Source organism: Ramlibacter pallidus, from assembly GCF_015070875.1.
GTDB lineage: Bacteria > Pseudomonadota > Gammaproteobacteria > Burkholderiales > Burkholderiaceae_C > Ramlibacter > Ramlibacter pallidus.
The window spans coordinates 353223-379599 of record NZ_JADDIV010000001.1 but is presented as its reverse complement, the minus strand read 5'-3'; the positions used below and the strand labels follow the sequence as shown (position 1 = coordinate 379599).

Annotated in this window: 24 protein-coding genes and 1 tRNA gene; 16 read left to right on the top strand and 9 right to left on the bottom strand. The window is 70.1% G+C overall.

Annotated features, from left to right (window positions below; translation table 11 throughout):
- Positions 1-37 precede the first annotated feature (37 nt).
- The 4 genes from IM787_RS01885 (at position 38) to IM787_RS01870 (ending at position 1999) form a co-directional block, all read left to right on the top strand.
- Entirely contained in the window at positions 38-649 is a 612-nt protein-coding gene (locus tag IM787_RS01885) for a glutathione S-transferase N-terminal domain-containing protein (protein ID WP_061500777.1), read from the top strand.
- A gap of 25 nt (positions 650-674) precedes the next feature.
- Positions 675-1175: a ClpXP protease specificity-enhancing factor gene (locus IM787_RS01880; protein ID WP_193674930.1), complete on the top strand. Its 501-nt coding sequence runs from the start codon at positions 675-677 to the stop codon at positions 1173-1175.
- A gap of 16 nt (positions 1176-1191) precedes the next feature.
- A tRNA-Thr gene (locus tag IM787_RS01875) sits at positions 1192-1267 on the top strand.
- 60 nt (positions 1268-1327) lie between these two features.
- Complete coding sequence (locus IM787_RS01870) at positions 1328-1999, top strand: dihydrodipicolinate reductase C-terminal domain-containing protein (protein ID WP_193674929.1); 672 nt, start codon at positions 1328-1330, stop codon at positions 1997-1999.
- 6 nt (positions 2000-2005) lie between these two features.
- Here IM787_RS01870 and IM787_RS01865 read toward each other — a convergent pair whose 3' ends face one another.
- Positions 2006-2494, bottom strand: coding sequence for a MarR family winged helix-turn-helix transcriptional regulator (locus IM787_RS01865; RefSeq protein ID WP_193674928.1), 489 nt, complete (start codon positions 2492-2494; stop codon positions 2006-2008).
- A 95-nt stretch (positions 2495-2589) separates the two neighbouring features.
- On the opposite strand from IM787_RS01865, the gene IM787_RS01860 reads away from it, so the two are divergent.
- Entirely contained in the window at positions 2590-4509 is a 1920-nt protein-coding gene (locus tag IM787_RS01860; RefSeq protein ID WP_193674927.1) for an FAD-binding monooxygenase, read from the top strand.
- A 13-nt stretch (positions 4510-4522) separates the two neighbouring features.
- Here the strand turns inward: IM787_RS01860 and IM787_RS01855 are convergent, their stop codons facing one another.
- Together IM787_RS01855 and IM787_RS01850 are read right to left on the bottom strand one after the other, a co-directional pair.
- Positions 4523-5515 carry a dienelactone hydrolase family protein gene (locus tag IM787_RS01855; RefSeq protein ID WP_193674926.1) on the bottom strand — a complete coding sequence of 331 codons (993 nt, stop codon included), beginning with the start codon at positions 5513-5515 and terminating at the stop codon, positions 4523-4525.
- 154 nt (positions 5516-5669) lie between these two features.
- Positions 5670-5978, bottom strand: a complete 309-nt coding sequence (locus IM787_RS01850) for a DciA family protein (RefSeq protein ID WP_193674925.1) — start codon at positions 5976-5978, stop codon at positions 5670-5672.
- Positions 5979-6014: 36 nt separating this feature from the next.
- Here IM787_RS01850 and IM787_RS01845 point away from each other — a divergent pair, with 36 nt between their 5' ends.
- The 3 genes from IM787_RS01845 to cqsA all read left to right on the top strand — a co-directional run bounded on the left by IM787_RS01845 (position 6015) and on the right by cqsA (position 11381).
- The gene (locus IM787_RS01845; RefSeq protein WP_193674924.1) at positions 6015-6971 is read left to right on the top strand and encodes a M23 family metallopeptidase; all 957 of its coding nucleotides are present in this window, start codon (positions 6015-6017) and stop codon (positions 6969-6971) included.
- Positions 6972-7196: 225 nt separating this feature from the next.
- Positions 7197-9986, top strand: coding sequence for a preprotein translocase subunit SecA (gene secA / locus IM787_RS01840; protein WP_193674923.1), 2790 nt, complete (start codon positions 7197-7199; stop codon positions 9984-9986).
- A gap of 135 nt (positions 9987-10121) precedes the next feature.
- Positions 10122-11381: an alpha-hydroxyketone-type quorum-sensing autoinducer synthase gene (gene cqsA / locus IM787_RS01835; RefSeq protein WP_193674922.1), complete on the top strand. Its 1260-nt coding sequence runs from the start codon at positions 10122-10124 to the stop codon at positions 11379-11381.
- A 10-nt stretch (positions 11382-11391) separates the two neighbouring features.
- Here cqsA and IM787_RS01830 read toward each other — a convergent pair whose 3' ends face one another.
- Both IM787_RS01830 and IM787_RS01825 read right to left on the bottom strand, forming a co-directional pair.
- Entirely contained in the window at positions 11392-12366 is a 975-nt protein-coding gene (locus IM787_RS01830; RefSeq protein WP_193674921.1) for a response regulator, read from the bottom strand.
- A gap of 22 nt (positions 12367-12388) precedes the next feature.
- A complete protein-coding gene (locus IM787_RS01825; protein WP_227494036.1) occupies positions 12389-13720 on the bottom strand; it encodes a sensor histidine kinase in 1332 nt (443 codons plus the stop codon).
- A gap of 57 nt (positions 13721-13777) precedes the next feature.
- On the opposite strand from IM787_RS01825, the gene IM787_RS01820 reads away from it, so the two are divergent.
- From IM787_RS01820 to IM787_RS01810, 3 genes are all read left to right on the top strand, one after another.
- The gene (locus IM787_RS01820) at positions 13778-14446 is read left to right on the top strand and encodes a helix-turn-helix transcriptional regulator (RefSeq protein WP_193674920.1); all 669 of its coding nucleotides are present in this window, start codon (positions 13778-13780) and stop codon (positions 14444-14446) included.
- Between the two features lie 63 nt (positions 14447-14509).
- Positions 14510-15442, top strand: coding sequence for a hypothetical protein (locus tag IM787_RS01815; protein ID WP_193674919.1), 933 nt, complete (start codon positions 14510-14512; stop codon positions 15440-15442).
- Positions 15443-15458: 16 nt separating this feature from the next.
- Positions 15459-16232 carry a type III pantothenate kinase gene (locus tag IM787_RS01810; protein ID WP_193674918.1) on the top strand — a complete coding sequence of 258 codons (774 nt, stop codon included), beginning with the start codon at positions 15459-15461 and terminating at the stop codon, positions 16230-16232.
- Here the strand turns inward: IM787_RS01810 and IM787_RS01805 are convergent.
- On the bottom strand, positions 16229-17323 hold the full coding sequence (locus IM787_RS01805) for a M14 family metallopeptidase (protein WP_193674917.1): 1095 nt from the start codon (positions 17321-17323) through the stop codon (positions 16229-16231). The two genes, IM787_RS01810 and IM787_RS01805, sit on opposite strands and share 4 nt — an antisense overlap.
- Positions 17320-18516 (bottom strand): M20 aminoacylase family protein, encoded by a 1197-nt coding sequence (locus IM787_RS01800; protein ID WP_193674916.1) that lies wholly within the window; start codon positions 18514-18516, stop codon positions 17320-17322. The genes IM787_RS01805 and IM787_RS01800 overlap by 4 nt, the downstream gene beginning before the upstream one ends.
- Before the next feature lie 91 nt (positions 18517-18607).
- On the opposite strand from IM787_RS01800, the gene argE reads away from it, so the two are divergent.
- Positions 18608-19777, top strand: a complete 1170-nt coding sequence (gene argE / locus IM787_RS01795; protein ID WP_193674915.1) for an acetylornithine deacetylase — start codon at positions 18608-18610, stop codon at positions 19775-19777.
- A gap of 10 nt (positions 19778-19787) precedes the next feature.
- Here argE and IM787_RS01790 read toward each other — a convergent pair whose 3' ends face one another.
- Positions 19788-20918 carry an ABC transporter substrate-binding protein gene (locus IM787_RS01790; protein ID WP_193674914.1) on the bottom strand — a complete coding sequence of 377 codons (1131 nt, stop codon included), beginning with the start codon at positions 20916-20918 and terminating at the stop codon, positions 19788-19790.
- A gap of 124 nt (positions 20919-21042) precedes the next feature.
- Here IM787_RS01790 and IM787_RS01785 point away from each other — a divergent pair, with 124 nt between their 5' ends.
- From IM787_RS01785 to IM787_RS01775, 3 genes are read left to right on the top strand one after another with little or no spacing between them, the layout of a single operon-like run.
- A complete protein-coding gene (locus IM787_RS01785; RefSeq protein ID WP_435531133.1) occupies positions 21043-23100 on the top strand; it encodes a molybdopterin-containing oxidoreductase family protein in 2058 nt (685 codons plus the stop codon).
- Positions 23101-23117: 17 nt separating this feature from the next.
- Positions 23118-24194 (top strand): aminopeptidase, encoded by a 1077-nt coding sequence (locus IM787_RS01780; protein WP_193674912.1) that lies wholly within the window; start codon positions 23118-23120, stop codon positions 24192-24194.
- Positions 24187-24603, top strand: coding sequence for a polyhydroxyalkanoic acid system family protein (locus IM787_RS01775; RefSeq protein ID WP_193674911.1), 417 nt, complete (start codon positions 24187-24189; stop codon positions 24601-24603). Before IM787_RS01780 ends, IM787_RS01775 begins: the two co-directional genes overlap by 8 nt.
- A gap of 6 nt (positions 24604-24609) precedes the next feature.
- Here IM787_RS01775 and IM787_RS01770 read toward each other — a convergent pair whose 3' ends face one another.
- Positions 24610-24864: an acyl-CoA-binding protein gene (locus IM787_RS01770; protein WP_193674910.1), complete on the bottom strand. Its 255-nt coding sequence runs from the start codon at positions 24862-24864 to the stop codon at positions 24610-24612.
- Positions 24865-24955: 91 nt separating this feature from the next.
- Here IM787_RS01770 and IM787_RS01765 point away from each other — a divergent pair, with 91 nt between their 5' ends.
- Entirely contained in the window at positions 24956-26377 is a 1422-nt protein-coding gene (locus tag IM787_RS01765) for a wax ester/triacylglycerol synthase family O-acyltransferase (protein ID WP_227494035.1), read from the top strand.

Here is a 26377-nt window from a genome sequence, read left to right as displayed (position 1 = left end):
CGCGCCCACTCTTTTTGGTTTTTAAAGGACATTCCAAATGATGGTGCTGTATTCGGGAACCACCTGCCCCTTCTCCCATCGCTGCCGCTTCGTGCTGTTCGAAAAGGGCATGGACTTCGAGATCCGTGACGTCGACCTGTACAACAAGCCGGAAGACATCAACGTCATGAACCCGTACGGCCAGGTCCCCATCCTGGTCGAGCGCGACCTGATCCTGTACGAGTCGAACATCATCAACGAGTACATCGACGAGCGCTTCCCGCACCCGCAGCTGATGCCAGGCGACCCGGTGGACCGCGCCCGCGTGCGCCTGTTCCTGCTCAACTTCGAGAAGGAACTGTTCGTGCACGTCTCGACGCTCGAGTCGCGCGCCGCCAAGTCGAACGAGAAGGCGCTGGAGAAGGCCCGCTCGCACATCCGCGACCGGCTCACGCAGCTCGCGCCGGTGTTCCTGAAGAACAAGTACATGCTGGGCGAGAATTTCTCGATGCTCGACGTCGCCATCGCGCCGCTGCTGTGGCGCCTGGACTACTACGGCATCGAGCTGTCGAAGAACGCGGCGCCGCTGCTGAAGTACGCCGAGCGCATCTTCTCGCGCCCCGCGTACATCGAGGCACTGACCCCGTCCGAGAAGGTGATGCGCAAGTAAGCTGGCCGCCTGCAGCAGTACCGCGATGAACGCCCTCGAGTCGACCTCCACCCGCCCGTACCTGATCCGCGCGCTGTACGAATGGTGCACGGACAACGGTTTCACGCCGTACGTGGCGGTGCTGGTCGACGACTCGGTGCAGGTGCCGCGCGAGTACGTGAAGAACGGCGAGATCGTGCTGAACATCAGCTACGACGCCACCAGTTCGCTCAAGCTGGGCAACGACTTCATCGAGTTCAAGGCGCGCTTCGCCGGCACCGCGCGCGAGATCATGGTGCCCGTGAACCGCGTCATCGCGATCTACGCACGCGAGAACGGCCAGGGCATGGCCTTTCCCGTCCCGGTCGCCACGCCGCCCGAGGACGCCGGCAAGCCGAGCCCGCTCTCCAGCGTGCCGGCGGCCCCCGCGGAGCACCCGGAGGGCAAGGTCGTGCAGCTCGTCACCGACGAGGGCGCGAAGCCGCCGGAGCAGGACCCGCCCAAGCCGCCGAGCGGCCCGCGTCCCGCGCTCAAGCGGATCAAATAGACTCCTTTGAGCGACTGCCGGTTTAGCTCAGTTGGTAGAGCAACCGCCTTGTAAGCGGTAGGTCGTCCGTTCGATTCGGACAACCGGCACCAGCCTCCGCGCCGGCCTCAGCATCCTGCGGCGGCCACACCTCCCTTCGCTACCATCCCGGGATGGACATCATCATCGTGGGCGGCGGCCGGCTCGCGCGGGAGCTGAACGGGCATCCCTCCCGGTTCGGCGAGGCACGCCTGCATCGGTGGCCCGAACGTCCCGCGGGACGCATGCGCTCCATCGTCGTGCACGCCGGTTCCGGACGGGAGCTGGCTGCGGTGGCCGCCTTCTGTGCCGCGACCGGCTCTCCGCTGCTCGAACTGTCGACGGAGCCGGCGGACTTTCCCGCCCACGGATTCCCGTGGGTCGCCTGCGCGAACGCCAACCTCCTCATGCTGAAGTTCATGGCCATGCTCCGGCGCAGCGGCGCCTTGCTGGCGGGCTACGAGGTTTCGCTGACCGAATCCCACCAGGCCGCGAAGCAGTCCGTCCCCGGGACCGCCGTGCACCTTGCGGCATCGCTGGGGCTGCAGCCTTCCCGCATCCGGTCGATCCGGGATCCGGCGCGGCAGGGCGCGGAACTGGGCATCTCCCCCGCGGGCCTGGAGCGCCATGCCTTCCACGAGGTGGTCGTCCGGGACGGCGCCTGCACGCTGCGGCTGCAGAGCCTCGTCGACGGCGAAGCGCCGTACGTTGATGGCGTGGCGTCGATCGTGCGCGCGATGGCCGCGCACCCGCTGGAAAACCGCCGGTACGACGTGGCGGAACTGCTGGAGAACGGCTGGGTGTGAGACGGCTCAGGCCGCGGGCGTGCCGCCCGCGCCGAGCTCGCCGTGGTGCGCGATGATCCGCTGCATCATCCGCAGGAACTCCCTGGCCTCCGCGGGCGACAGCGGCTCCAGGATGCGCTCCTGGGTGCGCTGCATCGGCGGCGTCAGTTCCTCGACGAGTGCCTCGCCGTCCGCCGTCAGGTGCAGCAGCCGGACCCGCTTGTCCTGTGCGGACAGCCCCCGTGTGAGCAGGCCGCGCGCTTCCAGCCGGTCGAGCACGCCGCCGATGGTCGACGTGTCGAAGCCGACCGCCCGCGCCAGGCTGCGCTGGTCCAGGCCGGGCTGCCGCGTGAGCGTCTGCAGCACCGCGTACTGCACCGGCGTGACCCCGGCGGCCGCGGATTCCTCCATGAAGAGCGCCACCGCCACCTGCTGCAGGCGCCGGATGCAGTGCCCGGGCATCTCGGCGAGGTCGATGCGGGCGGCGGAAGTCTTGCGGGTCGAAGCGCGGCTCATGGGGCACCTGGCTGGATGGGGCGCATTCTCTCACTATGCTGATCGTCAGCATACTGATAATATGCACGCACCCTTCACCGTCCGCGAGCAGCACGATGCAGTTCCATCTCCACGGTTTCCGGCCCGGCGACCCGCACCTGGCCGAGGCCTCGCCGCAGGCCCTCCCCCACGCCGATACGGTGCCATCGGAAGTGGACGTGCTGGTCGTCGGCAGCGGTCCCGCGGGGCTCACGCTGGCGGCGCAGCTCGCCGCGTTTCCCGACATCCGCACCTGCGTCGTCGAACAGAAGGACGGCCCGCTGCAGCTGGGGCAGGCCGACGGCATCGCCTGCCGCACGATGGAGATGTTCGAGGCGTTCAACTTCAGCGAGCGCGTGCTGAAGGAGGCGTGCTGGATCAACGAGGTCACGTTCTGGAAGCCGGACGAGAAGCAGCCCGGGGCCATCGTGCGGCATGGCCGGGTGCAGGACACCGAAGACGGGCTCTCCGAATTCCCGCACGTGGTGCTGAACCAGGCGCGGGTGCACGACTTCTACCTGGAGGCCATGCGCAACGCCCCCAGCCGGCTCGAGCCGCACTATGGGCGGCGCTTCGTCGACCTCTCCGTCGACGCGGGCGGCGACCATCCCGTCACCGTGCAGCTGGAGCGCACGGACCCGGCCCATTCCGGCGCGATCGAGACGGTGCGCGCCCGCTACGTCGTCGGCTGCGACGGCGCGCGCAGCGACGTGCGCAGGGCGATCGGCCGCCAGCTCGTGGGCGACTCCGCCAACCAGGCCTGGGGCGTGATGGACGTCCTGGCCGTCACCGATTTCCCCGACATCCGCTACAAGGCCGCCGTGCAGTCGCCGCACGGCAACCTGCTGGTGATCCCGCGCGAGGGCGGCTACCTGGTGCGGCTGTACGTCGAGATGGACAAGCTCGGCGAGGAGGAGCGCGTTTCCAGCCGCGGCATCACGCTGGAGCAGCTGGTTGCCGCCGCGCGGCGCATCCTGCATCCCTACACGCTGGACGTGAAGGAGGTGCCGTGGTGGTCGGTCTACGAGATCGGCCAGCGCATCTGCGACCGGTACGACGACGTGCCGGCGGCGGAAGCCGGCGCGCGCACGCCGCGCGTGTTCATCGCCGGCGACGCCTGCCACACGCACAGCCCGAAGGCCGGGCAGGGCATGAACTTCTCCATGCAGGACACCTTCAACCTCGGGTGGAAGCTGGCTTCGGTGCTGCGCGGCCAGTGCGCGTCGCGGCTGCTGGAAACCTATTCGCAGGAGCGGCAGCCGGCCGCCCGGGAGCTGATCGACTTCGATCGGGCGTGGGCGAAGATGTTCAGCGACAAGCCGAAGCAGGGCGGCGCCGGCGACGCGCAGGGCGTGGACCCCAAGGAGTTCCAGGAGTACTTCGAACGTCACGCGCGCTTCACGGCGGGGATGGGCACGCATTACCAGCCTTCGATCATCCGCGGCGAGGCCACGCACCAGCACCTCGCCACCGGCTTCGTGGTCGGCACGCGCTTCCACTCCGCGCCGGTGGTGCGCGCCAGCGACGCGAAGCCGGTGCACCTGGGGCACGCGGGCAAGGCGGATGGCCGCTGGCGCCTGTATGCCTTCGCCGGCGCGGGCGATCTTCACGATGCGGGCCGGGGCGTCCGCGCCCTGTGCGCCTTCCTGGAACACGCCCCCGATTCACCCGTGCGCCGGTTCACGCCTGCTGGCGCGGACGTCGACGCGGTGTTCGACCTGCGCGCCATCTTCCCGCAGGCGCACCGCGACGTCGCGATCGAGGCCTTGCCCGCGCTGCTGCTGCCGCGCAAGGGACGCCACGGGCTGCGGGACTACGAGAAGGTGTTCAGCCCGGACCTGAAGGACGGCCCGGACGTCTTCGACCTGCGCGGCATCGACCGCGCCCGCGGCGCGCTGGTGGTCGTCCGGCCCGACCAGTACATCGCCCACGTGCTGCCGCTCGACGCGCACGCGGCGCTGGCCGCCTTCTTCGCCGCGTTCATGCTGCCGCAGTAGCGGCGTGGCGGCCTCAGGGGCCGAGGTGCTTGCGGAAGAACCCGGTCCAGTGCGGCACCGCGATGAAGCGGTCCTTCCACCAGCCCGAGTGGTAGCCGCCGCGTGTCGTGCACTTCGCCATCATGACCTGCGTGTTCTGCCCCGGCATCGTCTCGCCGGTGATCAGGTTGGTCACGCCGCGCTCGTCCACCAGGAGGTCGCAGTGCGCCGGGTGCGGCCCGTGGTTGTTGCGCGTGCGGCGGTAAGGCGCATCGAAACTGTGGCCTTCGCCCTCCAGCACGACGATGGCGGCATTGCCGCCGCGCTCGTTCATCCACGGCACGTAGCGCTCGCAGTACCGCGAAGGCGTCTCGTCGTCCTTCTCGCCGGTGATGAACAGGAAGGGCGTGCCCACGTAGCCGTCGCGCAGCTTGTGGCGGATGCCGCAGTAGCCGTACATGCCGACCACCGCGTCCAGCGGCTGCACCTTGAAGTCCCGCTGGTACAGCCGGCGCACGTTGCGCTCGATCACCTCGTGCGCCCATTTCTGCTGCAGCATGATCGCGGCGCCGCCGCCCTGCGATTCGCCGATGCTGCCCACCTTCGCGAAGCCGCGCGCCCGCAGCATCTCGGCGGCCAGCAGCGAATCGATACTCATGTTGAACTCGTTGGCCCCGCGCAGCGCGGCGGCGGCGTAGTCCTCGTGCGTCACGCCGACCCCGCGCGGTCCCCAGTGGTCCAGCACGAGGGCGGCGATGCCTTCCTTCTGCAGCGCGTCGACGTAGTCGTACATGCGCGCGTCGATGCCTTGCGAGCCGTGCGAGATGAGCACGGCCCGCGTCTGCCCCGGCTTCGCGAACAGGAAGCCCCGGCCCTCCAGCCTCTCGCAGACCGTCGGCGAGCCCTTGCACACGACGGAAGGGAAGCTGATCTTCTCGGCTTCTTCCGGCCGGGCCGCCGAAGCGGGCAGGGCGAACGCGCTCAGTGCGAACAGGGCCGCAAGCGGCCGCCAGGGCATGCGTTGCATGGGGGCTCCTCCATGGGCGGCTTCGCGCCCTCGGGGCGACGTTGCCTCGGGGCCGCACGGGTCACGCTGGGAGGCCGACGGCCGGCGCTCCCGTGCGGACGAGCGGCCGTTTTTCGATGGCCGGCGTCGCGCAAGGGGCGGGCGGGCCGCTGCGTTACTTCTGGAGGCTTCCAAGCTTCAGCCGGATGGAGTTAACCTCCCATCCGCGACTGTTGAGCTTTTCGAGCAGGACGGGCAACAACTGCCGGATCTTCGCAGCCGCCGCGTTGCTGTCCACCAGGAGGCACCAGGACGTCCCCTCGATGGGACCCGGCCGGATGGAAGCACGCAGGGATGCGGGAATGGACGACTCGATCGCCTTCAGCCGCTCGCCCGACTCGCGCGCCAGTTGCGTCAGCCGGGCCAGCGTCGGCGACTCCTCGGCAGCCTGTTGCACGGCGACCGGGTGGTGGCGGCGGTTCATGGAGTCTGTGGGGAAGTACGGACGAGGGGGAGAACAATGCAATTGATTATCACGGATGCCTGGCTCGCCAGGACCCGCGCGGTCCACCTGAGCGGCACCAAGCTCGTGCTCGCCGCGGTCGCCGCATCGATGGTGATGATGCTGCTCGCGGCGGCCATGTACCACTGGGTGTTCCTCAAGGGCGCGCGCGAGCGCTGGCCGGTGGTGGGCACCCTCGTGCGCTTCGTCGTGCAGGACGAGTTCGAGCAGCGTGACCGCTTCATGCGCGAGAACCTCGATGCCATGGCGCGCCGCCTCGGCGACATGCAGGCCAAGATGCTGCAGCTGGAAGCGCTCGGCGAGCGGGTCTCCGGCCTCGCCGGCGTGAACCCGAACGACATCAAGGTGAACCCGGCGCGCGGCGGCATGCTGGTGGAAGGCCGTTCGCTCACCATGGAGGAGCTGCAGGCGACGCTGAACGACCTGGAGCAGATGACCGGCGAACGCACCGACCTGCTGACCGTCATGGAATCGCGCCTGTTCGACCAGCGCGTCAAGAAGATGATGCTGCCCACGCAGCATCCGCTGTCCACGGGCGGCGCCGGCTCCAACTTCGGCTGGCGCATCGACCCCTTCACCGGCCGCTCGGCCCTGCACACCGGGCTGGACTTCCAGGCCGACACGGGCACGCCCATCCTGGCCGCCGCCGGCGGCGTGGTGGTGGCCTCCGAGCACCACTTCGCGTACGGCAACATGGTCGAGATCGACCACGGCAACGACCTGATCACCCGCTACGCCCACGCGTCGAAGCTGCTCGTGAAGAAGGGCGACCTGGTCAAGCGCGGCCAGCAGGTGGCGCAGGTCGGCAACACCGGCCGCTCCACCGGCCCCCACCTGCACTTCGAGGTGCTGGTCCAGGGCGTCCCGCAGGACCCGCAGAAGTTCCTGGCGGCCGCCCGTTCCCAGCCGCTGCAGGCCGCCATGGCGGCCCCGGCCGGTCCCCGGCCGCGTTGATCCGCCCCTGCGCCGAAGGGCCCCGCCGCGGCGGGGCTTTCTCTTTGGGGGCCCGGCGGGGCGGCGGCCCCGGCAAATCCCCCCGCACAGGTAAAATCCGCCGTTTTGGCTGCCCGGCCGCGCCCTTGCGAAAGGCCACCGGCGGCTCCACCTGATCCTGCTGAACAACAAAAGGACTGCGCTGTCCTGGCCGCCCCGGTGGCGGCCACGACGACACCCGCGCCCATGGCCACGAACTTCCTGACCAAACTCTTCGGCTCCCGCAACGACCGCCTGCTCAAGCAGTACCGGCGCACCGTGGAGCAGATCAACGCCCTGGAGCCGCAGCTCGAAAAGCTGTCCGACGCGGAACTGCAAGCCAAGACGCCTGCCTTCCGCGAGCGCGTCGCCAAGGGCGAGGCCCTCGACGACCTGCTGCCCGAAGCCTTTGCCGTGGTGCGCGAGGCCTCCCGGCGCGTGATGAAGATGCGGCACTTCGACGTGCAGCTGATGGGCGGCATGGCGCTGCACCAGGGCAAGATCGCGGAAATGCGTACCGGCGAGGGCAAGACGCTCACCGCCACGCTGCCCGTGTACCTGAACGCGCTCTCGGGCAGGGGCGTGCACGTCGTCACCGTCAACGACTACCTGGCCAACCGCGACGCGCAGTGGATGGCCAAGCTGTACAACTTCCTGGGCCTCAGCGTCGGCGTGAACCTGCCGCAGATGCCCAAGGAGCAGAAGCAGGAAGCCTACCGCTCGGACATCACGTACGGCACGAACAACGAGTTCGGCTTCGACTACCTGCGCGACAACATGGTCTACGAGACCGCGGATCGCGTGCAGCGCGGGCTGAACTACGCCATCGTCGACGAGGTGGACTCCATCCTGATCGACGAGGCGCGCACCCCGCTGATCATCAGCGGGCAGGCCGAAGACCACACGGACATGTACCTCGCGATGCGCAAGGTCGTGCCGCTGCTGGCCAAGCAGGAAGGCGAGGCCGATCCGCGCACCGGCGAAGGCGTGACGAAGCCGGGCGACTTCACGGTCGACGAGAAGACCCACCAGGTGTTCCTGACCGAGCAGGGCCACGAGAACGCTGAGCGCATCCTCGCCGGCATGGGGCTGATCCCCGAAGGCGCGACGCTGTACGACCCGGCCAACATCACGCTGATGCACCACCTGACGGCGGCGCTGCGGGCCCAGCACCTGTACCACCGCGACCAGCACTACGTGGTGCAGGAGGGCGAGGTCGTCATCGTCGACGAGTTCACCGGCCGCCTCATGTCCGGCCGGCGCTGGAGCGACGGCCTGCACCAGGCCGTGGAAGCCAAGGAAGGCGTGGCGATCCAGCCGGAGAACCAGACGCTCGCCTCGATCACGTTCCAGAACTACTTCCGCCTGTACGGCAAGCTGTCCGGCATGACGGGCACGGCGGACACCGAGGCCTACGAGTTCCAGGAGATCTACGGCCTGGAGACGGTGGTGCTGCCGCCGAACAAGCCGAGCAAGCGCGACGACCAGCTCGACCGCGTCTACAAGACCGCGCGCGAGAAGTACGAGGCCGCGATCCAGGACATCCGCGAATGCTACGAGCGCGGCCAGCCGGTGCTGGTGGGCACCAGTTCGATCGAGAACTCGGAGATCATTTCGGGCCTGCTGGACAAGGCGGGGTTGCCGCACCAGGTGCTCAACGCCAAGCAGCACGCCCGCGAGGCCGAGATCGTCGCGCAGGCCGGCCGGCCGAAGATGATCACCATCGCCACCAACATGGCCGGCCGCGGCACCGACATCGTGCTGGGCGGCAACGTGGAGAAGGCGGTCGAGGCGGTCGAGGCCGACGAGTCCGTCGACGCCGGCAGCAAGCAGTCGCGCATCGCGCAGATGCGCGCGCAGTGGCAGCAGGAACACGAGCAGGTCAAGCAGCAGGGCGGCCTGCGCATCATCGCGACCGAGCGGCACGAGTCCCGCCGCATCGACAACCAGCTGCGCGGCCGCTCGGGCCGCCAGGGCGACCCGGGCTCCTCGCGCTTCTACCTGAGCCTGGACGATCCGCTGATGCGCATCTTCGCGGGCGACCGCGTGCGCGCGATCATGGAACGCCTGAAGATGCCCGACGGCGAAGCCATCGAGGCCGGCATCGTCACCCGCTCGATCGAGAGCGCGCAGCGCAAGGTCGAGGGCCGCAACTTCGACATCCGCAAGCAGCTGCTGGAGTACGACGACGTCTCCAACGACCAGCGCAAGGTGATCTACCAGCAGCGCAACGACATCCTGGACGCGCAGGCGCTCGGCGCGCAGATCGCGGCGCTGCGCGAGGGCTGCTTCACCGACCTCGTGCGCCAGTACGTGCCGCCGGAGTCGGTCGAGGAGCAATGGGACCTCGCCGGCCTCGAGAAGGTGCTGGCCGAGGAATGGGAGATCCGGCTGCCGATCAAGGCCGAGGTCGAGTCGTCGACCGCCGTCTCCGACGAGGACATCGTCGAGAAGGTGGTCGCCGCTGCCCATGCCGCCTTCCAGCAGAAGGTCGAGCAGGTCGGCGAGCAGAACTTCACCCACTTCGAGCGCATGGTGCTGCTGCAGAGCATCGACTCGCACTGGCGCGAGCACCTGGCCGCGCTGGACTACCTGCGCCAGGGCATCCACCTGCGCGGTTACGCCCAGAAGCAGCCGAAGCAGGAGTACAAGCGCGAAGCCTTCGAGCTGTTCGGCCAGATGCTGGACGCGGTGAAGAACGAGGTCACCCGGATCCTGATGACGGTGAAGGTGCAGTCGGGCGAGCAGCTGGAGCAGGCGGCCGACGACCTGGAAAGCCGCGCCGAACGCATCGCCAACGTGACCTACACCGCCCCCACCGAGACGGGCGAGGTGCAGAGCACGGTCGACCAGAGCACCGCCGGCCAGCGGGCCGCAGCCGCAGCCGCCGGCGGCGCCGTGCTGGCGGCGGACGGCGCGCCGCGCGTCGGCCGCAACGATCCCTGCCCCTGCGGCAGCGGCAAGAAGTTCAAGCACTGCCACGGCCAGCTGACCTGAGGGGACCGCCTTAGGGCGGTGCCTCCAGAGTGAGGCTTTTCCGTAACGCACCCTGTCAGAACTGACAGGGGTGCGGCCGTCCGGCGGCGGGACTTTCTCTTCAATGGACCACTTCTGTCACAAGGAGTAGTCCCCATGGAAGTCGTTGAGAAGCAAAACACCCCCGTCGTTCCCGCAGCCGTCCGCGGCGCCGAGCCGCCGCTGTGGCCGGCCCTGCGCCGGCGCATGGAGGAACAGTTCCGCCCGAGGTTCGAACAGGAGTGGGGCGGCAAGCTGCTGACCCACGGCCGCGTGCCCGGCCCCGACGCCGTCCGGCTCGACGGCAACGACTACCTCGCCGTCACGGGACACCCGCGCATCGTGCAGGCGCAGGTCGGTGCCCTGCTGCACAACCGCGAGTTCATCGTGCAGTCGGGCGTGTTCCAGCACGAGGGCAGCGCCACGTCGCGGCTGGAGGCGGCGCTGGCCGCCCACGTCGGCAAGGAGTCCGCGCTGCTCTGCCAGTCCGGCTATGCCGCGAACCTGGGCCTGATCCAGGCGGTGGCCGACGCGGCCACGCCGGTGTACCTGGACGCGCTCGCGCACATGTCGCTGTGGGAGGGCGTGCGCGCCGCCGGCGCCACGGGCCATGCCTTCCGCCACAACGACCCGGCCCACCTCGCGCGCATGGTCGAGCGGCACGGCCCCGGGCTGGTGATCGTGGATTCGGTCTACAGCACGACCGGCGCGCTGTGCCCGCTGGCGGAGATCGTCGAGATGGCCGAAGCGTACGGCTGCATGCTGCTGGTGGACGAATCGCATTCCCTCGGCACGCACGGGCCGGAAGGCCGCGGGCTGTGTGCCGCGCTGGGCCTGACCGCGCGCGTGCACTTCATCACCGCGAGCCTCGCCAAGGCCGTCGCGGGCCGGGCCGGCTTCTTCACCGTGCCGGCGGAACTGCGGCCTTTCGTGGTCGCCCACAGCTTCCCCGGCATCTTCAGTTCCTGCCTGCTGCCGCACGAGATCAGCGGCCTGGCGGCGACGCTGGAACTGGTGCGCGAGAGCGATGGCGCGCGCCACCGCCTGCGCCGCAACACGCAACGGCTGCGCGGAGCGCTGGAGGAACTGGGCTATCCCATCCACCAGGGCACCGAGCAGATCATCGCGCTCGAGGCCGGGACGGAGGTCGCGACGCTGGCGCTGCGCGACGCGCTGGAGAGCCGCGGCGTGTACGGCGCCGTGTTCTGCGCGCCGGCCACCAGCCGCAACCGCGCCATGGTGCGCCTGACGCTCAACGCGGCCCTGACGGACGCGGAGATGGAACACGTCGAGGCGGTCGCGCGCGAGATCGCGCCGCTGGTGAAGCCCTGGGACTGGCCCATCGCCCGCCGCGCGCGGGCGCGTGCCGCCGGCTAGCAGCCTGCCCCTAGTCCTGCACGTGCCGCTTGGGCTGGCGCGCCAGCCAGCGGGTGTAGCTGTTGTCGGGATCGGGCACGCCGGGCGCCTCGACGGGGAACACGGCGCCCAGCAGCCCGGCATCCCCGATCGGGGTGGCCGGCACCAGGGCGGGCGGGCCTGACGAGGACAGCGCCTGGCGCAGTTCGATGTCGGCCAGCTTGCTGCCCTGGCGGATCTCGTCGACGCCTGCCGGCGGCACGCCCGCGAGCACGGCCAGTTCCGCCAGCGCGTCCAGGCCCTGCGGCGTCTCCAGCTGCAGCCAGCTGACCTGGCCGGCCGCGTCCATCCCGAGCACGCCGAAGGGCGCGCCGATGACCACGTGCTCGACCCAGTGCTTCGCGGAGTAAGCCGCCAGCCAGGTGTCCACGCCGGGGGCGCGCAGCAGGGCGTTCTGCTCCTGGGTGAGGGTCGAGCGCCAGATCTGCGCGTGCCGCGCATGGGCGGTGAAGAGCAGCTTTTCCACCGCCTCCACCAGCCGGCGCGAGATGTCCTGCGTCTGCTTCGGGATGAACTGGTCGATCAGCCCACGGTTGAACGCGCGCACGGCCACCTGTTCGTCGGCCTGGCCGGTGAGCAGCACCCGCGAGCCCGGCCAGTCGCCGAGTTCGGCCAGCACCTGCAGGCCGTCCATGCCGGGCATGGAGAAGTCCACCACGCAGACGCGCGACAGCGCATAGCGCTCGGTGTAGCGCGACCAGTAGGCCAGCACCTGCGGGATCAGCGGCTTGCCTTCGCGCCACAGCGCGATCAGCTGCTGCTGGTTCCAGGCGTCGGCCTCCCAGAACGGCGGCTCCTGCAGCAGTTGCGCGATGCAGTCGGTCGGCCGCAGGAACAGCCGCAGGTGCCAGTGCCGCGGCAGCACCAGCGCCAGCATCTCCAGGTAGTCGGGATCGTCGTCGAGGAAGACGACGGTGCCGGGGCGGTGGAAGAGGGGGAAGGTCATGGCAGGCGCCGGCTGGATTGTGCTACGCGACCGGCAGCTCGATGGTGAACACGGCGCCCTGGTGGGGCGCCGACTTCACGCGGATGGTGCCCTGGGCGGCGTGCACCACCCGCTGGCAGAAGGCGAGGCCGAGCCCGTGGCCGGTGCCGCGGTCCGTGGAGAAGAAGGGCTGGAAGATGCGCTTGCGCAGCACCGCGTCCATGCCCACGCCGTTGTCCGTGAATACGATGCGGCCGCGCTGGCCGAGCGCGCCGATCTCGATCAGCAGGTCGCCGGGCTGGATGGCGGAGGAGGCGGCCGCCAGCGAGCGCAGCGCGTTCTTGGTCAGGTTGTCGACCACCTGCGAGAACAGCGCGGGCGACCCGAAGAAGTGGAAGTCGGCGTGCACCCGCACCACCACCGCCTGGCGTTCCCGCGTGCTGCGGTAGGGGTAGTCCGCCAGGGCCGCCTGCACCACCTCCGCGGCGGAGATGCGCTCCGCGTTGCGCGGCAGCCGGGTCAGGCGCGCGTTGGTGATCTGCATGTCGATCTGGTGGTTCATGTTGCGCACCAGGTGGTTGAGGCGCTGCCCCAGCTGCTGCAGGCGCTCCCCGCTCTCGCCGCCATGCTGCGGTGCTTCGTTGCGCACGGCTTCGGCGATCAGCTGCATGGTGGCCAGCGGCGTGCGCAGTTCATGCGCCATGATGCCCATCGTTCCCAGGGTGAAGTTCAGCTGCTCGCGCCGGAGGTTGGAGGACGACAGCCCGAGCACGATCCCGGTGTACCAGCAGAAGGAGAGCACCACCGTATTGGTGGCGGCCAGTTCCAGGCCCAGTGCCGGGGCCTGCGGGCCGAATGCCTCGAACATCACCCAGGCCACGGCCATGCCGCTGGCGGCGCCGACGGTCGCCAGCCGCCAGTCGGTGAGGTGGTAGTAGATCAGCAGCATGGCGCCGACGCTGGCGAGCCAGACGGCGTTGCCGCCGTTGCAGAAGTACATCCACGAGAAGAACCACGGCAGCGTCAGCCAGAAGATGGCCGTGACCACCACGGCCGTCGCGCGGCTGGGCGGCGCCACGCTGGCCGCGGGGATGGCCAGCAGGCTGAGGCCGAGGCCGGCGACCAGGAGGCGCAGCCAGAGGTTCTCGTACGGCTGGGGCAGCCAGTGCGTCCACACCAGGTAGAAGAGCGGGTGGCCGAGGAACATCGAGGCGCCGATGGCGCGGATGCGCCACCGCGACGGATGCAGCACCGGCTCCAGCAGCGGCTGCAGCACCCCGCTGGAGGAGGGATGGCGCAGGCGATGGCGGGCCAGCTGCAGCAGGGCGCGCGGCGACGGCATGGCATACGTTGCCCTGTGCAGGTCCTCGTTCATGGGGGCGGGTCCGATGATGCTATTGTCACAGCCCGGCGGTGAGGGAAACGATTGGGCATGGGGATCCCTGTTAACTTTGACAGTGTCAGCCTGGACGGCATCCTCAGCGACTGGGTGGCGGCATTGCGCGAGTTCTCCGTAGAGGCCGTGGTGGTGCTCGGCCCCGACCCGTTCGGCGACCGGGACGCCCGCCAGGTGGTGGCGGCGCACCCCCCGCTGGTCGCCGAAGCGGCCACGGCCCTGGCCGAAAGCCGCGATTTCGGGGCCCGCTGGCGCGATTCCGACGCGCCCCTGGTGGCCTGGCAGACCATCGCCAAGTCCGACCCGCAGCGCACCAGCCGCTGGCGCATGCTCTGGCTGGCGCACGGCTTCCAGACCCTGGTGCGGGTGGAGTTCCCGCTGCCGGCCGGCCGTTCCTTCGAGTGCTTCATGTTCAGCCCGCGCGAACTGACGGACCGCGCCGACGCGGCGCTGCTGGCGTGGTCGGCGCTGAACATCTGGCCGCTGGTCAAGCGCTGCATCGCCACCGCCCGCTCGATGCTGAGCCCGCGCGAACGCGAGTGCCTGGAACTCGCCTTCCAGGGCATGACGGCACGGGAAAGCGCGCAGCTGCTGCTCTGCACGGAACGCACCATCAACTACCACCTGGCGAACGCCATGAACAAGCTGAAGGTGGACAACAAGATGGCCGCGATCCAGCGCGCCTGCTGGCTCGGCGCCCTCTAGCGCGGCAGGGCCCGCCGGATGGCGGCTTCGCCCCTGGCCGCCCGGGGTATATATTCCGCCCCCATGAGCGAAGACGACGACCGCACCGCTTCCCTGATGACGCCCGCCAAGCTGGCGCAGCTGAAAGTGCGTCCGGCCGCCGCTGCCTCGCCGGCCGCGTGGCTGGACCAGATGGCGGCCGACGCCGGCAGCGGCCATGTGCGGCGGCTGGTGGACCTGCGGCGCCAGCTGGTGGTGCAGCTCGGCGAGGACGCCACGGCGGGCGTCACCGCCGCCGGCGCGGCGCTGCGCGACGCGGTGGGCGCGGTCGACCTGGGCCTGGCGCAGCCCAAGGGCTGGCTCGCCCGCGCCACCGGCAAGGGCAAGGAAGCGGCGGCCACGTTCCTGGCCCAGGCCGAGCGGGCGGGACATGCGGGCGACGAGCTGGCCGACGAGGCGCGGGGCCTTCCACGCAAGCTGCAGGCGCAGGCGACCCCGCTGGACCGCAGCGTGCTGGAGATGGAAGTCGAGCTCCGGGCCATCGAGAAGATCATGGACCAGGGCGCGCGCTGGCTGCAGGACATGCGCAACCAGCTGAAGGCGCGCGAGTCGGCTGGCGGGGACGATGCCGTGCAGCAGCAGATCCGGGAAGACAGCGCGCGCTGCGAACTGCTGGTCGCGCGGCTGAAGCTCCTGCGCGGCGTCAGCGCCGCCGGCCAGCAGGCGCTCGAGCAATGTCAGGCCTTGCCCGCCCGCCGCAACGCCCTCTCCGATTCCGTCCAGAAGGTGCTGGACGGACAGCTGGAGCGCTGGCGCAAGAAGCTCGCGCCCCTGGTCGAACAGGCCGCGGCCGCCGGCGGCGCGAGCGAAGGCGTGGACCGCGCCCAGGACGCGCGCGAAGCCCTGCAGCGCGCGCTGCAGCAGCTGGCGCAGGACGGCGAGGCGTTGCGCCGGCAGCAGCAGGCCGCGGTCGATGCGCTCGCTGCCGCCGAGGCGCCGCTGGAAGCGGCGTTCTGACGCGCCCGGCCCGCCGATGACCTTCCTCGCCGTCGACATCGGCAACACGCGCCTCAAGTGGGCGCTGTACCCGCACGCCGCGCCCGGCGCCCAGCCGGTCGCGAGCGGCGCCGAGTTCCTGGAGAACATCGACAAGCTGGCGGATGGCGACTGGGCCGGCCTCGCCTCGCCGCAGCGCATGCTGGGTTGCTGCGTCGCGGCCGACGCGGTCAAGCGCCGCGTCGAGGAGCAGATGGAGGAGCTCTGGGACGTGCCCGCGCACTGGGTCGTCGCGAGCGCGGCCGAAGCGGGGCTGGTCAACGGCTACGACCATCCCACCCGCCTGGGCGCGGACCGCTGGGTCGCGATGATCGGCGCGCGCCATCGCATGCTCGCCGCCGGCCCGCAACGCCCGATGGTGATCGTGATGGTGGGCACCGCCGTGACGGTGGAGGCCGTGGACACCCAAGGGCGCTTCCTGGGCGGGCTGATCCTGCCGGGACACGGCATCATGCTGCGCGCGCTGGAAAGCGGGACGGCCGGCCTGCACGTGCCGACCGGCGAGGTGCGCGAGTTCCCCACCAACACCAGCGACGCGCTCACCAGCGGCGGCACCTTCGCGATCGCGGGCGCCATCGAGCGCATGGTGCAGCACGTGCGCCAGCGCTGCGGCGCCGAACCCGCCTGCTACATGACCGGCGGGGCCGGCTGGAAGATGGCGCCGCACATGTCGGTGCCCTTCGAGCTGGTGGAAAGCCTGATCTTCGACGGCCTGCTCGTGATCGCGCAGGCCCGCGCGGCGAAGGCCTAGGCGGACAGCCCCCCGACCGCCTGGAACAGCGCTTCGCGCGCCTGTGCCAGGATCTGCGCGCGCCACGCGTCGGTGTCGGTATAGAACGCTTCCATGACCTGCCGGCGGAGGCCGCGCGCGACGTCGGCCGGCGCGTCCGGGTGGCGGTTCAGCCATTGCTCGGCCCGCAGCGCCTGGAAGGTCTGCATCACGGGCACCGTGCCGTACTCCAGAGCCATGCCGGTGTACTCGGCCTGCGGGCATTCGTCGTAGGCGGACGTGAACATCAGGCCCGTGAGCAGGGCCGACGTGGACGAGCCGTCGTAGATCGACGTCACGCCCTTGCCGCCTTCGCCGCCCCACCACGCGCGGGCGCGGGCGACGGCGGCCGCGTCGTCGCGCCCGGCGAAGATGCGCTCGCCGTGGCCGCTGGGCCCCAGGCCCGTGTGGATGTCGATCCAGCCGATGTGCGCCGCGCGCCGGCCGTGCGTGCGCAACACGTCGCGCACCGCGAGGTTGCTCCAGGTCGGCGCCCGCCCGCCGTAGAACAGCCCGTCGGCGAACTCGTATTGCCCGCCGGAGACGGCGGCCTGGTAGGCCTTCTCGCCACGCTGCGCGACGTACTGCTCGATCGCCTGCGTGTTCTCCGCGGAAGGCGGCCACTCGCCGGGCACCATCAGCGGGTGCAGTTCGCCGTAGGCCGCGTTGACGGGCAGCGGCTGCGAGAAGTCGTGGAAGTTGCGGTTCAGGTCGACGTTCTCGTGCGTCGTGCGCCGGATGTGCGAGAAGCCGTACGGGTTCAGCGCATGGATGTAGAGCACGGCGACGCCGGCATCGGCGGCGCGCCGACGCCACTCGGCATCGCGCAACGCGGCGACCTGCACGCCGCTGCCGCAATAGCCCTCGACGCCGTGGCACGCGCTGCTGACCACCAGCAGGCGCTGCGCGCTGGGATGGCCCTCGCGCACGACGTCCATCGCCAGCTCTTCGCCGTCCAGGCCGGGCAGGGGGTGCGTCTTGGCCTCGACGGGCAGGCCGGCATCCTGCGCCGCCTGCAGGAACTTGCGTCGGGCCTGCGCGTAGCTCGCGGCAAACGGCGACGCGTCGCTCATGCGCGCGCTTTCGCCAGCCACTCCTCCGCGAGCCGCACCCAGTAGGTGGCGCCCAGCGGGATCAGGTCGTCGTTGAAGTCGTAGCTGGGGTTGTGGATCACGCAAGGCCCGGGGCCGTGGCCGAACTCGCGGTGGCTGCCGTCTCCGTTGGAGATGAAGCAGTAGGCGCCCGGCTTGGCTTCCAGCATGAAGGCGAAGTCCTCGGCGCCCATGGTGGGCTCCTGCTCGCGCACGTTCTGCTCGCCGACGATGGAGGCCATCACGCCGCGCGCGAACTCCGCCTCCGCCTTCGAGTTGACGGTGGGCGGGTAGTTGCGGTGGAACTCGAACTCGCAGCGCGCCTCGTGCGCCGCGCAGGTGTGCTCGGCCACCTGCTGCATGCGCCGGGCGATCATGTCCTGCACCTCGGTGCTGAAGGTGCGCACGGTGCCCTGCAGTTCGCAGCTGTCGGGGATCACGTTGGTCGCCTCGCCGGCGTGGATCATCGTCACGGAGATCACCGCGGCGTCGATCGGCTTGGTGTTGCGGCTGACGATGGTCTGGAACGCCTGCACCACCTGGCAGGCGACCGGCACCGGGTCGATGCCCAGGTGCGGCATCGCGCCGTGGCCGCCCTTGCCGCGGATGGTGAGCTTGAATTCGGCGGTGGACGCCATCACGGGGCCGGGGCTCACGGCGAAGGTGCCGACGGCGCCGCCGGGCCAGTTGTGCATGCCGAACACGGCTTCCATCGGGAACTGCTCGAACAGGCCGTCCTTGATCATCTCGCGGGCGCCGCCGCCGCCCTCTTCGGCCGGCTGGAAGATCAGGTACACGGTGCCGTCGAAGTTGCGGTTCTTCGCGAAGTGCCGCGCCGCGGCCAGCAGCATGGCGACGTGGCCGTCGTGGCCGCAGGCGTGCATCTTGCCGGGGTGCTTGCTGGCGTGGGCGAAGGTGTTGTACTCCTGCATGGGCAGGGCGTCCATGTCGGCGCGCAGGCCGACGGCACGGGAGGAGGTGCCGTTCTTCACGATGCCGACCACGCCGGTCGTGCCCATGCCGCGGTGCACGGGGATGCCCCATTCGGTGAGCTTCGCGGCCACGAGGTCGGCGGTGCGCACCTCTTCGAAGCAGAGTTCGGGATGGGCGTGGATGTCGCGGCGCACGGCCACGATGGACGCCGCTTCGGTGACGATGGAGTCGAGGAGTTTCATGGGGAGGGAATCCGGGTCCTGCGGGAGGAATCTGCCAGTCTATCCCCCTGCAAGCGCCATGCCATCAGGGATATTCCGTGACAATCGGCGCATGGCTTCCTCCCACCCCGCCCCGCGTGCGCTGGAGCTGGCGCGCGCGCTGGTCGGCTTCAACACCGTCAGCGAGCGCTCCAACCTCGACCTCATCCACTTCATCCGCGACGAACTCGCCCGCCTGGGCGTGAAGTCGCGCCTGAGCTTCAATGCCGAGCGCACCAAGGCGAACCTGTTCGCCACCCTCGGCGAAGGCAAGCCCGCCGGCGTGATCCTTTCGGGCCACACGGACACCGTGCCGTGGGACGGCCAGGACTGGTCCGTCGACCCGCTGGGTGCCGTGGTGAAGGACGGCCGGCTGTACGGCCGCGGTTCGGCCGACATGAAGGGCTTCATCGCGACCGCCGTGGCGCACGCCGCGCTGTTCCTGGAGAGCCGGGCGCCCTTCGCCATCCACCTGGCCTTCAGCTACGAGGAGGAGATCGGCTGCTTCGGCGTGAAGGAGCTGATCGCCGACCTGCGCGAGGCCGGCATCCGGCCCCTGGCCTGCATCGTGGGCGAGCCGACGAACATGGTGCCTGCCATCGCGCACAAGGGCGTGTACCGCTACCGCTGCTGCGTGCGCGGCAAGGAGGCGCATTCCTCTCTGACGCCGCAGTCCGTCAATGCCATCGAGATGGCGGCGCGCGTGGTCGGCCGCGTGCGCGACATGGCCGAGACCTTCGAGCGCGAGGAGCCGCGCTACGAAGGCTTCGACGTGCCGTTCTCCACGGCGAGCGTGGGGCAGTTCCATGGCGGCATCGCCGACAACGTGGTGCCGCGCGACGCCGAGTTCCGCTATGAATTCCGCGACCTGCCCACCGCCGATGCGCGCGCGATGCAGGCGCAGGTGGTCGCGTACGCGCGCTCGCTGGAGCCGGCGATGCAGGCGGTGGCGCCGGACACCGGCTTCCGCTTCGACACGATCTGCGAGATCCCGAGCTTCCTCGGCTCGGAGCAGGACGACGTCACGCGGCTGGCGATGCGCCTGGCCCGCGAGCCGCGCACCACGCAGGTGGCCTTCGGCACCGAAGCGGGGATCTTCAAGAACGCCGGGATCCGCACGGTCGTGTGCGGTCCCGGCAGCATCACCCAGGCGCACCAGCCGGACGAATACGTGAGCCTGGAGCAGCTGGCGCGCTGCCAGGCCTTCATGGAAGGCCTGGCCGAGGTGCGCGAGATCGGCTGATCGTCCGCGCCTACGTCCGCACGCGCCCGTCGCCGGTCAGCATCGACAGCTCGACGAACTTCGACGCGACGTGGTCGGTCGGCGAGAACGACACGCTGAAGCCGCCGAACGATTCGTTGGGCATCGCTTCCAGGCCGGCGATCAGGCCGTCGCGCGACACCTTCGCCGGGCCGCGCCGGAGCGCCTCGGCGATCACGCGGGCGGCCAGGTAGCCCTCCATGCTGGAGAAGTTCAGCTGGTAGTCGGCCCCGCCCTTCTTCACCGCTTCCGCGAATTCGCGCGTGATGGGGCGCGCGGCGTTGTACGGCGAGGGCATCACCTGCGACACCACGACCCCGGCGCCTTCCTTGCCCAGCTCGTCCGACAGCGCCTGCGTGCCCACGAAGGACACGTTGAAGAAGGTGCCGCCGAAGCCCGCGGCGCGGGCGGCCCGGATGAACGCGGCGCACGCCTTGTACGCGCCGATCTGCACGATGGCGTCGGGCTGCGCCGCCACCAGCGTCTTGACGGCGGGCGCCACCACGACGGAGTTGCGCTCCACCGTGGCCTGCGCCACCGGCTTCATGTCCTGCGCCTTGAGCGCGAGTTCCACGCCGTCGAGGCCGGCCTTGCCATAGGCGTCGTTCTGGTAGAACACCGCGATCTTCTTCAGGCCCAGCGAGGTCAGCTGCCGCACGATCAGCGCCGTCTCGTCGTTGTACGAGGCGCGCAGGTGGAAGGCATAGCGGTTGAACGGCTGCCGCAGGCCCATCGCACCGGTGAACGGCGCGAAGAACGGCGCGCGATCGGCCGTCGCCACCGGCAGCGCCGCCAGGCTGGTGGGCGTGCCGATGTAGCCGAACAGGGCCACCGGGTCCTGGGCCAGCAGCTTGCGGGTGTTGTCGACGCAGCGGTCCGGCTCGTAGCCGTCGTCCATCTTCACCAGCTCGATGGGCCGGCGGTGCACGCCGCCCTGCGCATTGAGCTGCTCGAAGTACAGCTTCGCGCCCTGGTGGAACTGGATGCCCAGTTGCGCGGCCGGGCCCGTGAAGGGGGCGGATTGGGCCAGCAGGATGCGGTCGGCCTGCGCGCGCAGGGCGGGCACGGCCAGGAGGGCGGCAGCACCGGCTGCGCCCCGCGTGAAGGTACGGCGGTTGAGCATGGTGTCATTGTCGTGACAGGGGCTTGCGTTTCGCTGTCGTTCCTGCGGGAAAACCCGCATGTCGTGAGAAACGCCCCGGTACCATGGACAGCCGGCTTCGCGCCCGCACGCGACAATGCACCCCATGGACGCCCTTTCCGCCCCCGCCACGGCCCCTCGGCAGGTCCGCGGCGCCTGCCCGCACGACTGCCCGGACACCTGTTCCCTGGTGACCACGGTGCAGGACGGGGTGGCGCTGCGGGTGCAGGGCAATGCCGACCACGGGCCGACCGGCGGCGTGCTGTGCAACAAGGTGTCGCACTACGTCGAGCGGACCTACCACCCGGAACGGCTGCTCCAGCCGATGCGCCGCGTCGGGGCCAAGGGCGAGGGACGCTTCGAGCCGGTGTCGTGGGATGCGGCACTGGACGACATCGCCGGGCGGCTGGCCGCGATCGCCGCCCGCGACCCGCAGGCCATCCTGCCGTACAGCTACTGCGGCACCATGGGGCTGGTGCAGGGCGAGTCCATGGCCGGGAGGTTCTTCCACAAGCTCGGCGCCTCGCTGCTCGATCGCACCATCTGCGCCTCCGCCGGCGCCGAAGCGCTGGTGCAGACGCTGGGCGGCAAGGTCGGCATGAAGGTGGAGTTCTTCACCGAGTCGCGGCTGATCCTCGTGTGGGGCAGCAACTCCATCGCGAGCAACCTGCATTTCTGGCGCCTGGCCCAGGAAGCCAAGCGCCAGGGCGCGAAGCTGGTCTGCATCGATCCGCGCCGCAGCGAGACGGCGGAGAAGTGCCATGAGCACGTGCAGCTGCTGCCCGGCACGGATGCCGCGCTGGCGCTGGCGCTGATGCACGAACTGGTGGTCAACGGCTGGACCGACGAGGACTACCTCGCCCGCCACACGTCCGGCTGGGACGCGCTGCGCGAGCGCGCGCTGCGCTGGAGCCCCGAGCGCGCGGCGGCGGTGTGCGGGATCGAGGCCGCGCAGATCCGCAGCCTGGCGCGCGACTACGGCACGACGAAGCCCGCGGCCATCCGCCTCAACTACGGCATGCAGCGCGTGCACGGCGGCGGCAACGCGGTGCGCGCCGTCGCCTGCCTGCCCGCGGTCACCGGCGCCTGGCGCCACCGGGCCGGCGGCATGCTGCTCTCCACCTCCGGCTACTTCCCGGTCGACCGCGCGGCGCTGCAGCGCCCGGACCTGCTGGCCGGCCGCACGCCGCGCACGATCAACATGGTGCAGATCGGCGACGAACTGCTGCGGCCCGCGTCGCCGGAGTTCGGCCCGGCCATCGAGGCGGTCATCGTCTACAACAGCAACCCGGTCGCCGTGGCCCCCGAATCGGGCAAGGTGGTGCGCGGCTTCGCCCGCGAGGACCTGTTCACCGTGGTCATGGAGCAGTTCCGCACCGACACCGCCGACTACGCCGACTACCTGCTGCCGGCCACCACCCAGCTGGAACACTGGGACATCCACGGCACCTATGGGCACACCGACGTGCTCCTGAACCGCCCGGCCATCGCGCCCGTCGGCGCGTCCCGCACCAACACCGACGTGTTCCGCGCGCTCGCCGCGCGCATGGGTTTCCGCGACCCGTGCTTCCAGGACGACGACTTCGCGCTGTGCCGCCAGGCGTTCGGCGACCGCATCGACTTCGGCCTGCTCGAGGCGCAGGGCTTCGCCTCGCTGCCGATCCCCGACGCGCCGTTCGCCGAAGGCGGCTTCCCGACGGCTTCGGGCCGCTGCGAATTCTTCAGTGCCGCACTGGCGCGCAGCGGGCAGGACGGCCTGCCGGACCACGTGCCGAACCACGAGCCGGCGGGCAGTTCCACCCGCTATCCGCTGGCGATGATCTCGCCGCCGGCCCGCAACTTCCTCAACTCCACCTTCGTCAACGTGCAGAGCCTGCGCGACATCGAAGGCGAGCCGCTGCTGGAGATGTGCGCCGCCGATGCCGCCGCGCGCGGCATCGGGGACGGGCAGGTGGTGCGCGTGTTCAACGACCGCGGCGAATACGTGTGCAAGGTCAAGGTGACGCCGCGCGCGCGGCCGGGCGTCGTCAACGGGCTCGGGATCTGGTGGCGCAAGCTGGGCCTGGCCGGGACCAACGTGAACCAGCTCACCAGCCAGCGCCTGACGGACATGGGCCGCGCGCCCGTGTTCTACGACTGCCTGGTCGACGTCCAGCCGGCGTGAGGAAGAGGACGCTCTGGATGGGACTCGCGGCAACGGCAGGACTGGCATTGGCGGCGACGCTGTGCCTGTCCGGCTGCGCGAACCTGGGCTACTACTGGCAGTCCATGACGGGCCACCTGCAGATCCTGCAGGCCGCGCGGCCGGTCGGCGACCTGCTGCAGGAGCCGCAGGTGCCCGAACGCGTGCGCACCAAGCTGGCCCTGTCGCAGCGGATCCGCGACTTCGCCAGCCGTGAGCTGCAGCTGCCGGACAACCCGAGCTACCGCCGCTACGCCGACCTGCACCGGCCGGCCGCGGTGTGGAACGTGACGGCGGCGCCGATCCATTCGCTGGAACTGAAGAAGTGGTGCTTCCCCGTCACGGGCTGCGTGGGCTACCGCGGCTACTACGACGAAGCGGCCGCGCGCAGGGAAGCGGCGGAACTCGCGCAGCAAGGCTACGAGGTCAACGTCTACCCGGTGACGGCGTACTCCACGCTGGGCCTCATGAACTGGGCGGGCGGCGACCCGCTGCTCAACACCTTCATCCACTACCCCGAAGGCGAGCTGGCACGGCTGATCTTCCACGAGCTCGCGCACCAGGTCCTGTACGCGAAGAACGACACCATGTTCAACGAGTCCTTCGCCACCGCGGTGGAGCGCCTGGGCGGCGAGCGCTGGCTGAAGTCGCAGGCGAGCGAGGCGGCCCGCGAGGAATATGCGGCCTACGACGGCCGCCGGCGGCTGTTCCGCGCGCTGTCGCGCGCCACGCGCGAGCGGCTCAAGGCGGTGTACGAAACGCCCGGACTGGCCGACGAGGCCAAGGCCGAGGCCAAGCAGCAGATCATGGCGGAGTTCCGCGCCGGCTACGAGCAGATGAAGGCCGCCTCCGGCATCCCGCCGGAGCGCTGGCGCGGCTACGACCGCTGGGTGCGCGAGGCGAACAATGCGTTCTTCGGGGCCCAGGCGGCGTACGACGAACTCGTGCCGGGTTTCGAGGCGCTGTTCCAGTCGGTCGGCGGCGACTGGGCCAGGTTCTATGATGCGGCGCGGCAGCTGTCGAAGCTGCCCAAGCCCGAGAGGCACCAGAGACTGAAGGAGACCACCGTTGGCTGACATCCACATCGTTCGCGAGCATGCACTGGGCCTGGAGCAGGCCCGCAAGCTGGCGTTCCGTTGGGCCGAGGTGGCCGAGAAGAAGCTGGAGATGGACTGCACCTACGCCGAGGGCAAGAGCTCCGACGTGGTGAGCTTCAAGCGCCCGGGCGCGAGCGGCGAGCTGAAGGTGACCAAGGACCGGTTCGAGCTGGACGCGCGCCTGGGCCTGCTGCTCGGCGTGTTCAAGGCCCGGATCGAAAGCGAGATCGTGAAGAACCTGGACCAGCTGCTGGAACAGGAAGACCCGCTGCACGCCTTCGAGCAGGGCCTGCAGAAACACGAGACGAAGCACGCCGCCAAGCATGCCCCGCGCAAGGCGGCCGCCAAGGCAGCGAAGCCGCCGGCGGCGCGGAAGAAATCGCCCTGAGCGGGATCAGCTCAGGGACTGGATCAGCTCGATGTACTGGCGCTTGGCGTCGTCGCTGTCCGTGCCCTTGAAGCCGTTCCAGGCGTCCCACTTGGCGCGGCCGACCATGTCGCCGAAGCCGGGCTTCTTCTCGGTGACGTCGCCCGCGGTCGCCTGCTTGTACAGGCCGTAGATCTTCAGCAGCGTGGTGTTGTCGGGGCGCTGGGACAGCTTCTTGGAATTGGCGACGGCGGCTTCGAAGTCGGCGTTCAGATCGGCCATGGGGGCTCCTGCGGGAAAGTGCGCGCTATCTTAAGGGCGGCGCCAGGCCCAGAATAGGCGCGCACACCAAAACGACAACGATGGAGGGGCGATGAAGCACGCCGGCGAAAACATGTCGAAGGTCGACACGGCCTGGCTGCGCATGGACTCGGCCAGCAACCAGATGATGATCCTCGGCATCTGGACGCTGCGGCCGCGCATCGCCTACGACGCCCTGTGCGAGCGCATGCGGGACCGCCTGCTGCAGTACGGCCGGTTCCGCCAGCGCGTGGAGGAGGACGGCGGCGCCGCCCGCTGGGTGGAGCACGACGTCGACATCCGCGAACACGTGGTGCGCGAGAAGCTGCCGCGGCACCGGGCCGGCGGTGCCGAGGCCGCCCTGCAGCGGCGCGTCGCCGAACTGGCGATGCGGCCGCTGGACCGCCGCCGGCCGCTCTGGCAGATGCACCTGGTGGAGGACTACGAGGGCGGCAGCGCCATGATCATCCGCATCCACCATTGCATCGCGGACGGCATCGCGCTGATCGGCGTGACCATGTCGCTGGTGGACGGCGGCGCCGCGCCGCCGGACCGCAAGCGGCGTGCGCAGGCGGAGGACCCGGAAGCGTGGCTGGCCGACCACCTGGTGCGGCCGCTGGCGGGCGCCGCGGTCAAGGCGCTCGAAGCCGCCGGCGATGGCGCCGCCAAGTCGCTCGCCATGCTGCTGGAGCCGCACAAGGCCCTGTCCGGCTCCGGCGAGATCGCGCACACGGCCTGGCAGCTGGTGAGCGATGCCGCCGCCATGCTGCTGATGCCGGACGATTCGCCGACGCGCCTGAAGGGCAAGCCGGGCACGCGCAAGCAGGTCGCGTGGTGCCCGCCGCTGCCGCTGGACGAGGTGCGGGCGATCGGCAAGGCGCTGGGCTGCTCGGTGAACGACGTGCTCCTGAGTTGCGTCTCGGGGGCGATCGGCGAGTACCTGCGGGCGCAGGGCGACGACACGGCCGGCGTGGAGATCCGCGCCATGATCCCCGTGAACCTGCGGCCCATGGAGCAGGCCCACCAGCTGGGCAACCGTTTCGGGCTCGTGCCCCTCGTGCTGCCGGTCGGCATCGACAACCCGGTGGAACGGGTCTACGAGGTGCGCCGCCGGATGAACGAACTCAAGGGCAGCACGCAGCCGCTGCTCGCCTTCGCCGTGCTCGCCGTGGCCGGCCTGCTGATCAAGCCGGCGCAGGACGCGATCCTGAACCTGTTCCGCAGCAAGACCACGGCGGTGATGACGAACGTGCCCGGCCCGCGGGAGAAGCTGAAGTTCCTGGGCTCCACGCTGGAGCAGGTGATGTTCTGGGTGCCGCAGTCCGGCGACATCGGCGTGGGCGTGTCGATCCTGAGCTACGGCGGCAGCGTGCAGTTCGGCGTGATGACGGACACGCAGCTGTGCCCGCGGCCGCAGGAGATCATCGACCGCTTCGAACCCGAGTTCGCCAAGCTCTCGCTGGTGACGCTGATGCTCCCCTGGGGGGAGCCGTAG

Bases quoted from the DNA above. Each gene is read 5' to 3' on its own strand.
- IM787_RS01790 (WP_193674914.1), bottom strand. From the start codon at position 20,918: ATGCTCAACCGCCGTACCTTCACGCGGGGCGCAGCCGGTGCTGCCGCC.
- IM787_RS01785 (WP_435531133.1), top strand. From the start codon at position 21,043: ATGGACGCCCTTTCCGCCCCCGCCACGGCCCCTCGGCAGGTCCGCGGC.
- IM787_RS01860 (WP_193674927.1), top strand. From the start codon at position 2,590: ATGCAGTTCCATCTCCACGGTTTCCGGCCCGGCGACCCGCACCTGGCC.
- IM787_RS01810 (WP_193674918.1), top strand. From the start codon at position 15,459: ATGACCTTCCTCGCCGTCGACATCGGCAACACGCGCCTCAAGTGGGCG.
- IM787_RS01780 (WP_193674912.1), top strand. From the start codon at position 23,118: ATGGGACTCGCGGCAACGGCAGGACTGGCATTGGCGGCGACGCTGTGC.
- IM787_RS01825 (WP_227494036.1), bottom strand. From the start codon at position 13,720: ATGAACGAGGACCTGCACAGGGCAACGTATGCCATGCCGTCGCCGCGC.
- IM787_RS01880 (WP_193674930.1), top strand. From the start codon at position 675: ATGAACGCCCTCGAGTCGACCTCCACCCGCCCGTACCTGATCCGCGCG.
- IM787_RS01845 (WP_193674924.1), top strand. From the start codon at position 6,015: ATGCAATTGATTATCACGGATGCCTGGCTCGCCAGGACCCGCGCGGTC.
- IM787_RS01865 (WP_193674928.1), bottom strand. From the start codon at position 2,494: ATGAGCCGCGCTTCGACCCGCAAGACTTCCGCCGCCCGCATCGACCTC.
- IM787_RS01805 (WP_193674917.1), bottom strand. From the start codon at position 17,323: ATGAGCGACGCGTCGCCGTTTGCCGCGAGCTACGCGCAGGCCCGACGC.
- IM787_RS01800 (WP_193674916.1), bottom strand. From the start codon at position 18,516: ATGAAACTCCTCGACTCCATCGTCACCGAAGCGGCGTCCATCGTGGCC.
- IM787_RS01765 (WP_227494035.1), top strand. From the start codon at position 24,956: ATGAAGCACGCCGGCGAAAACATGTCGAAGGTCGACACGGCCTGGCTG.
- IM787_RS01820 (WP_193674920.1), top strand. From the start codon at position 13,778: ATGGGGATCCCTGTTAACTTTGACAGTGTCAGCCTGGACGGCATCCTC.
- IM787_RS01815 (WP_193674919.1), top strand. From the start codon at position 14,510: ATGAGCGAAGACGACGACCGCACCGCTTCCCTGATGACGCCCGCCAAG.
- IM787_RS01850 (WP_193674925.1), bottom strand. From the start codon at position 5,978: ATGAACCGCCGCCACCACCCGGTCGCCGTGCAACAGGCTGCCGAGGAG.
- IM787_RS01770 (WP_193674910.1), bottom strand. From the start codon at position 24,864: ATGGCCGATCTGAACGCCGACTTCGAAGCCGCCGTCGCCAATTCCAAG.
- argE (WP_193674915.1), top strand. From the start codon at position 18,608: ATGGCTTCCTCCCACCCCGCCCCGCGTGCGCTGGAGCTGGCGCGCGCG.
- secA (WP_193674923.1), top strand. From the start codon at position 7,197: ATGGCCACGAACTTCCTGACCAAACTCTTCGGCTCCCGCAACGACCGC.
- IM787_RS01870 (WP_193674929.1), top strand. From the start codon at position 1,328: ATGGACATCATCATCGTGGGCGGCGGCCGGCTCGCGCGGGAGCTGAAC.
- IM787_RS01830 (WP_193674921.1), bottom strand. From the start codon at position 12,366: ATGACCTTCCCCCTCTTCCACCGCCCCGGCACCGTCGTCTTCCTCGAC.
- IM787_RS01885 (WP_061500777.1), top strand. From the start codon at position 38: ATGATGGTGCTGTATTCGGGAACCACCTGCCCCTTCTCCCATCGCTGC.
- IM787_RS01855 (WP_193674926.1), bottom strand. From the start codon at position 5,515: ATGCAACGCATGCCCTGGCGGCCGCTTGCGGCCCTGTTCGCACTGAGC.
- cqsA (WP_193674922.1), top strand. From the start codon at position 10,122: ATGGAAGTCGTTGAGAAGCAAAACACCCCCGTCGTTCCCGCAGCCGTC.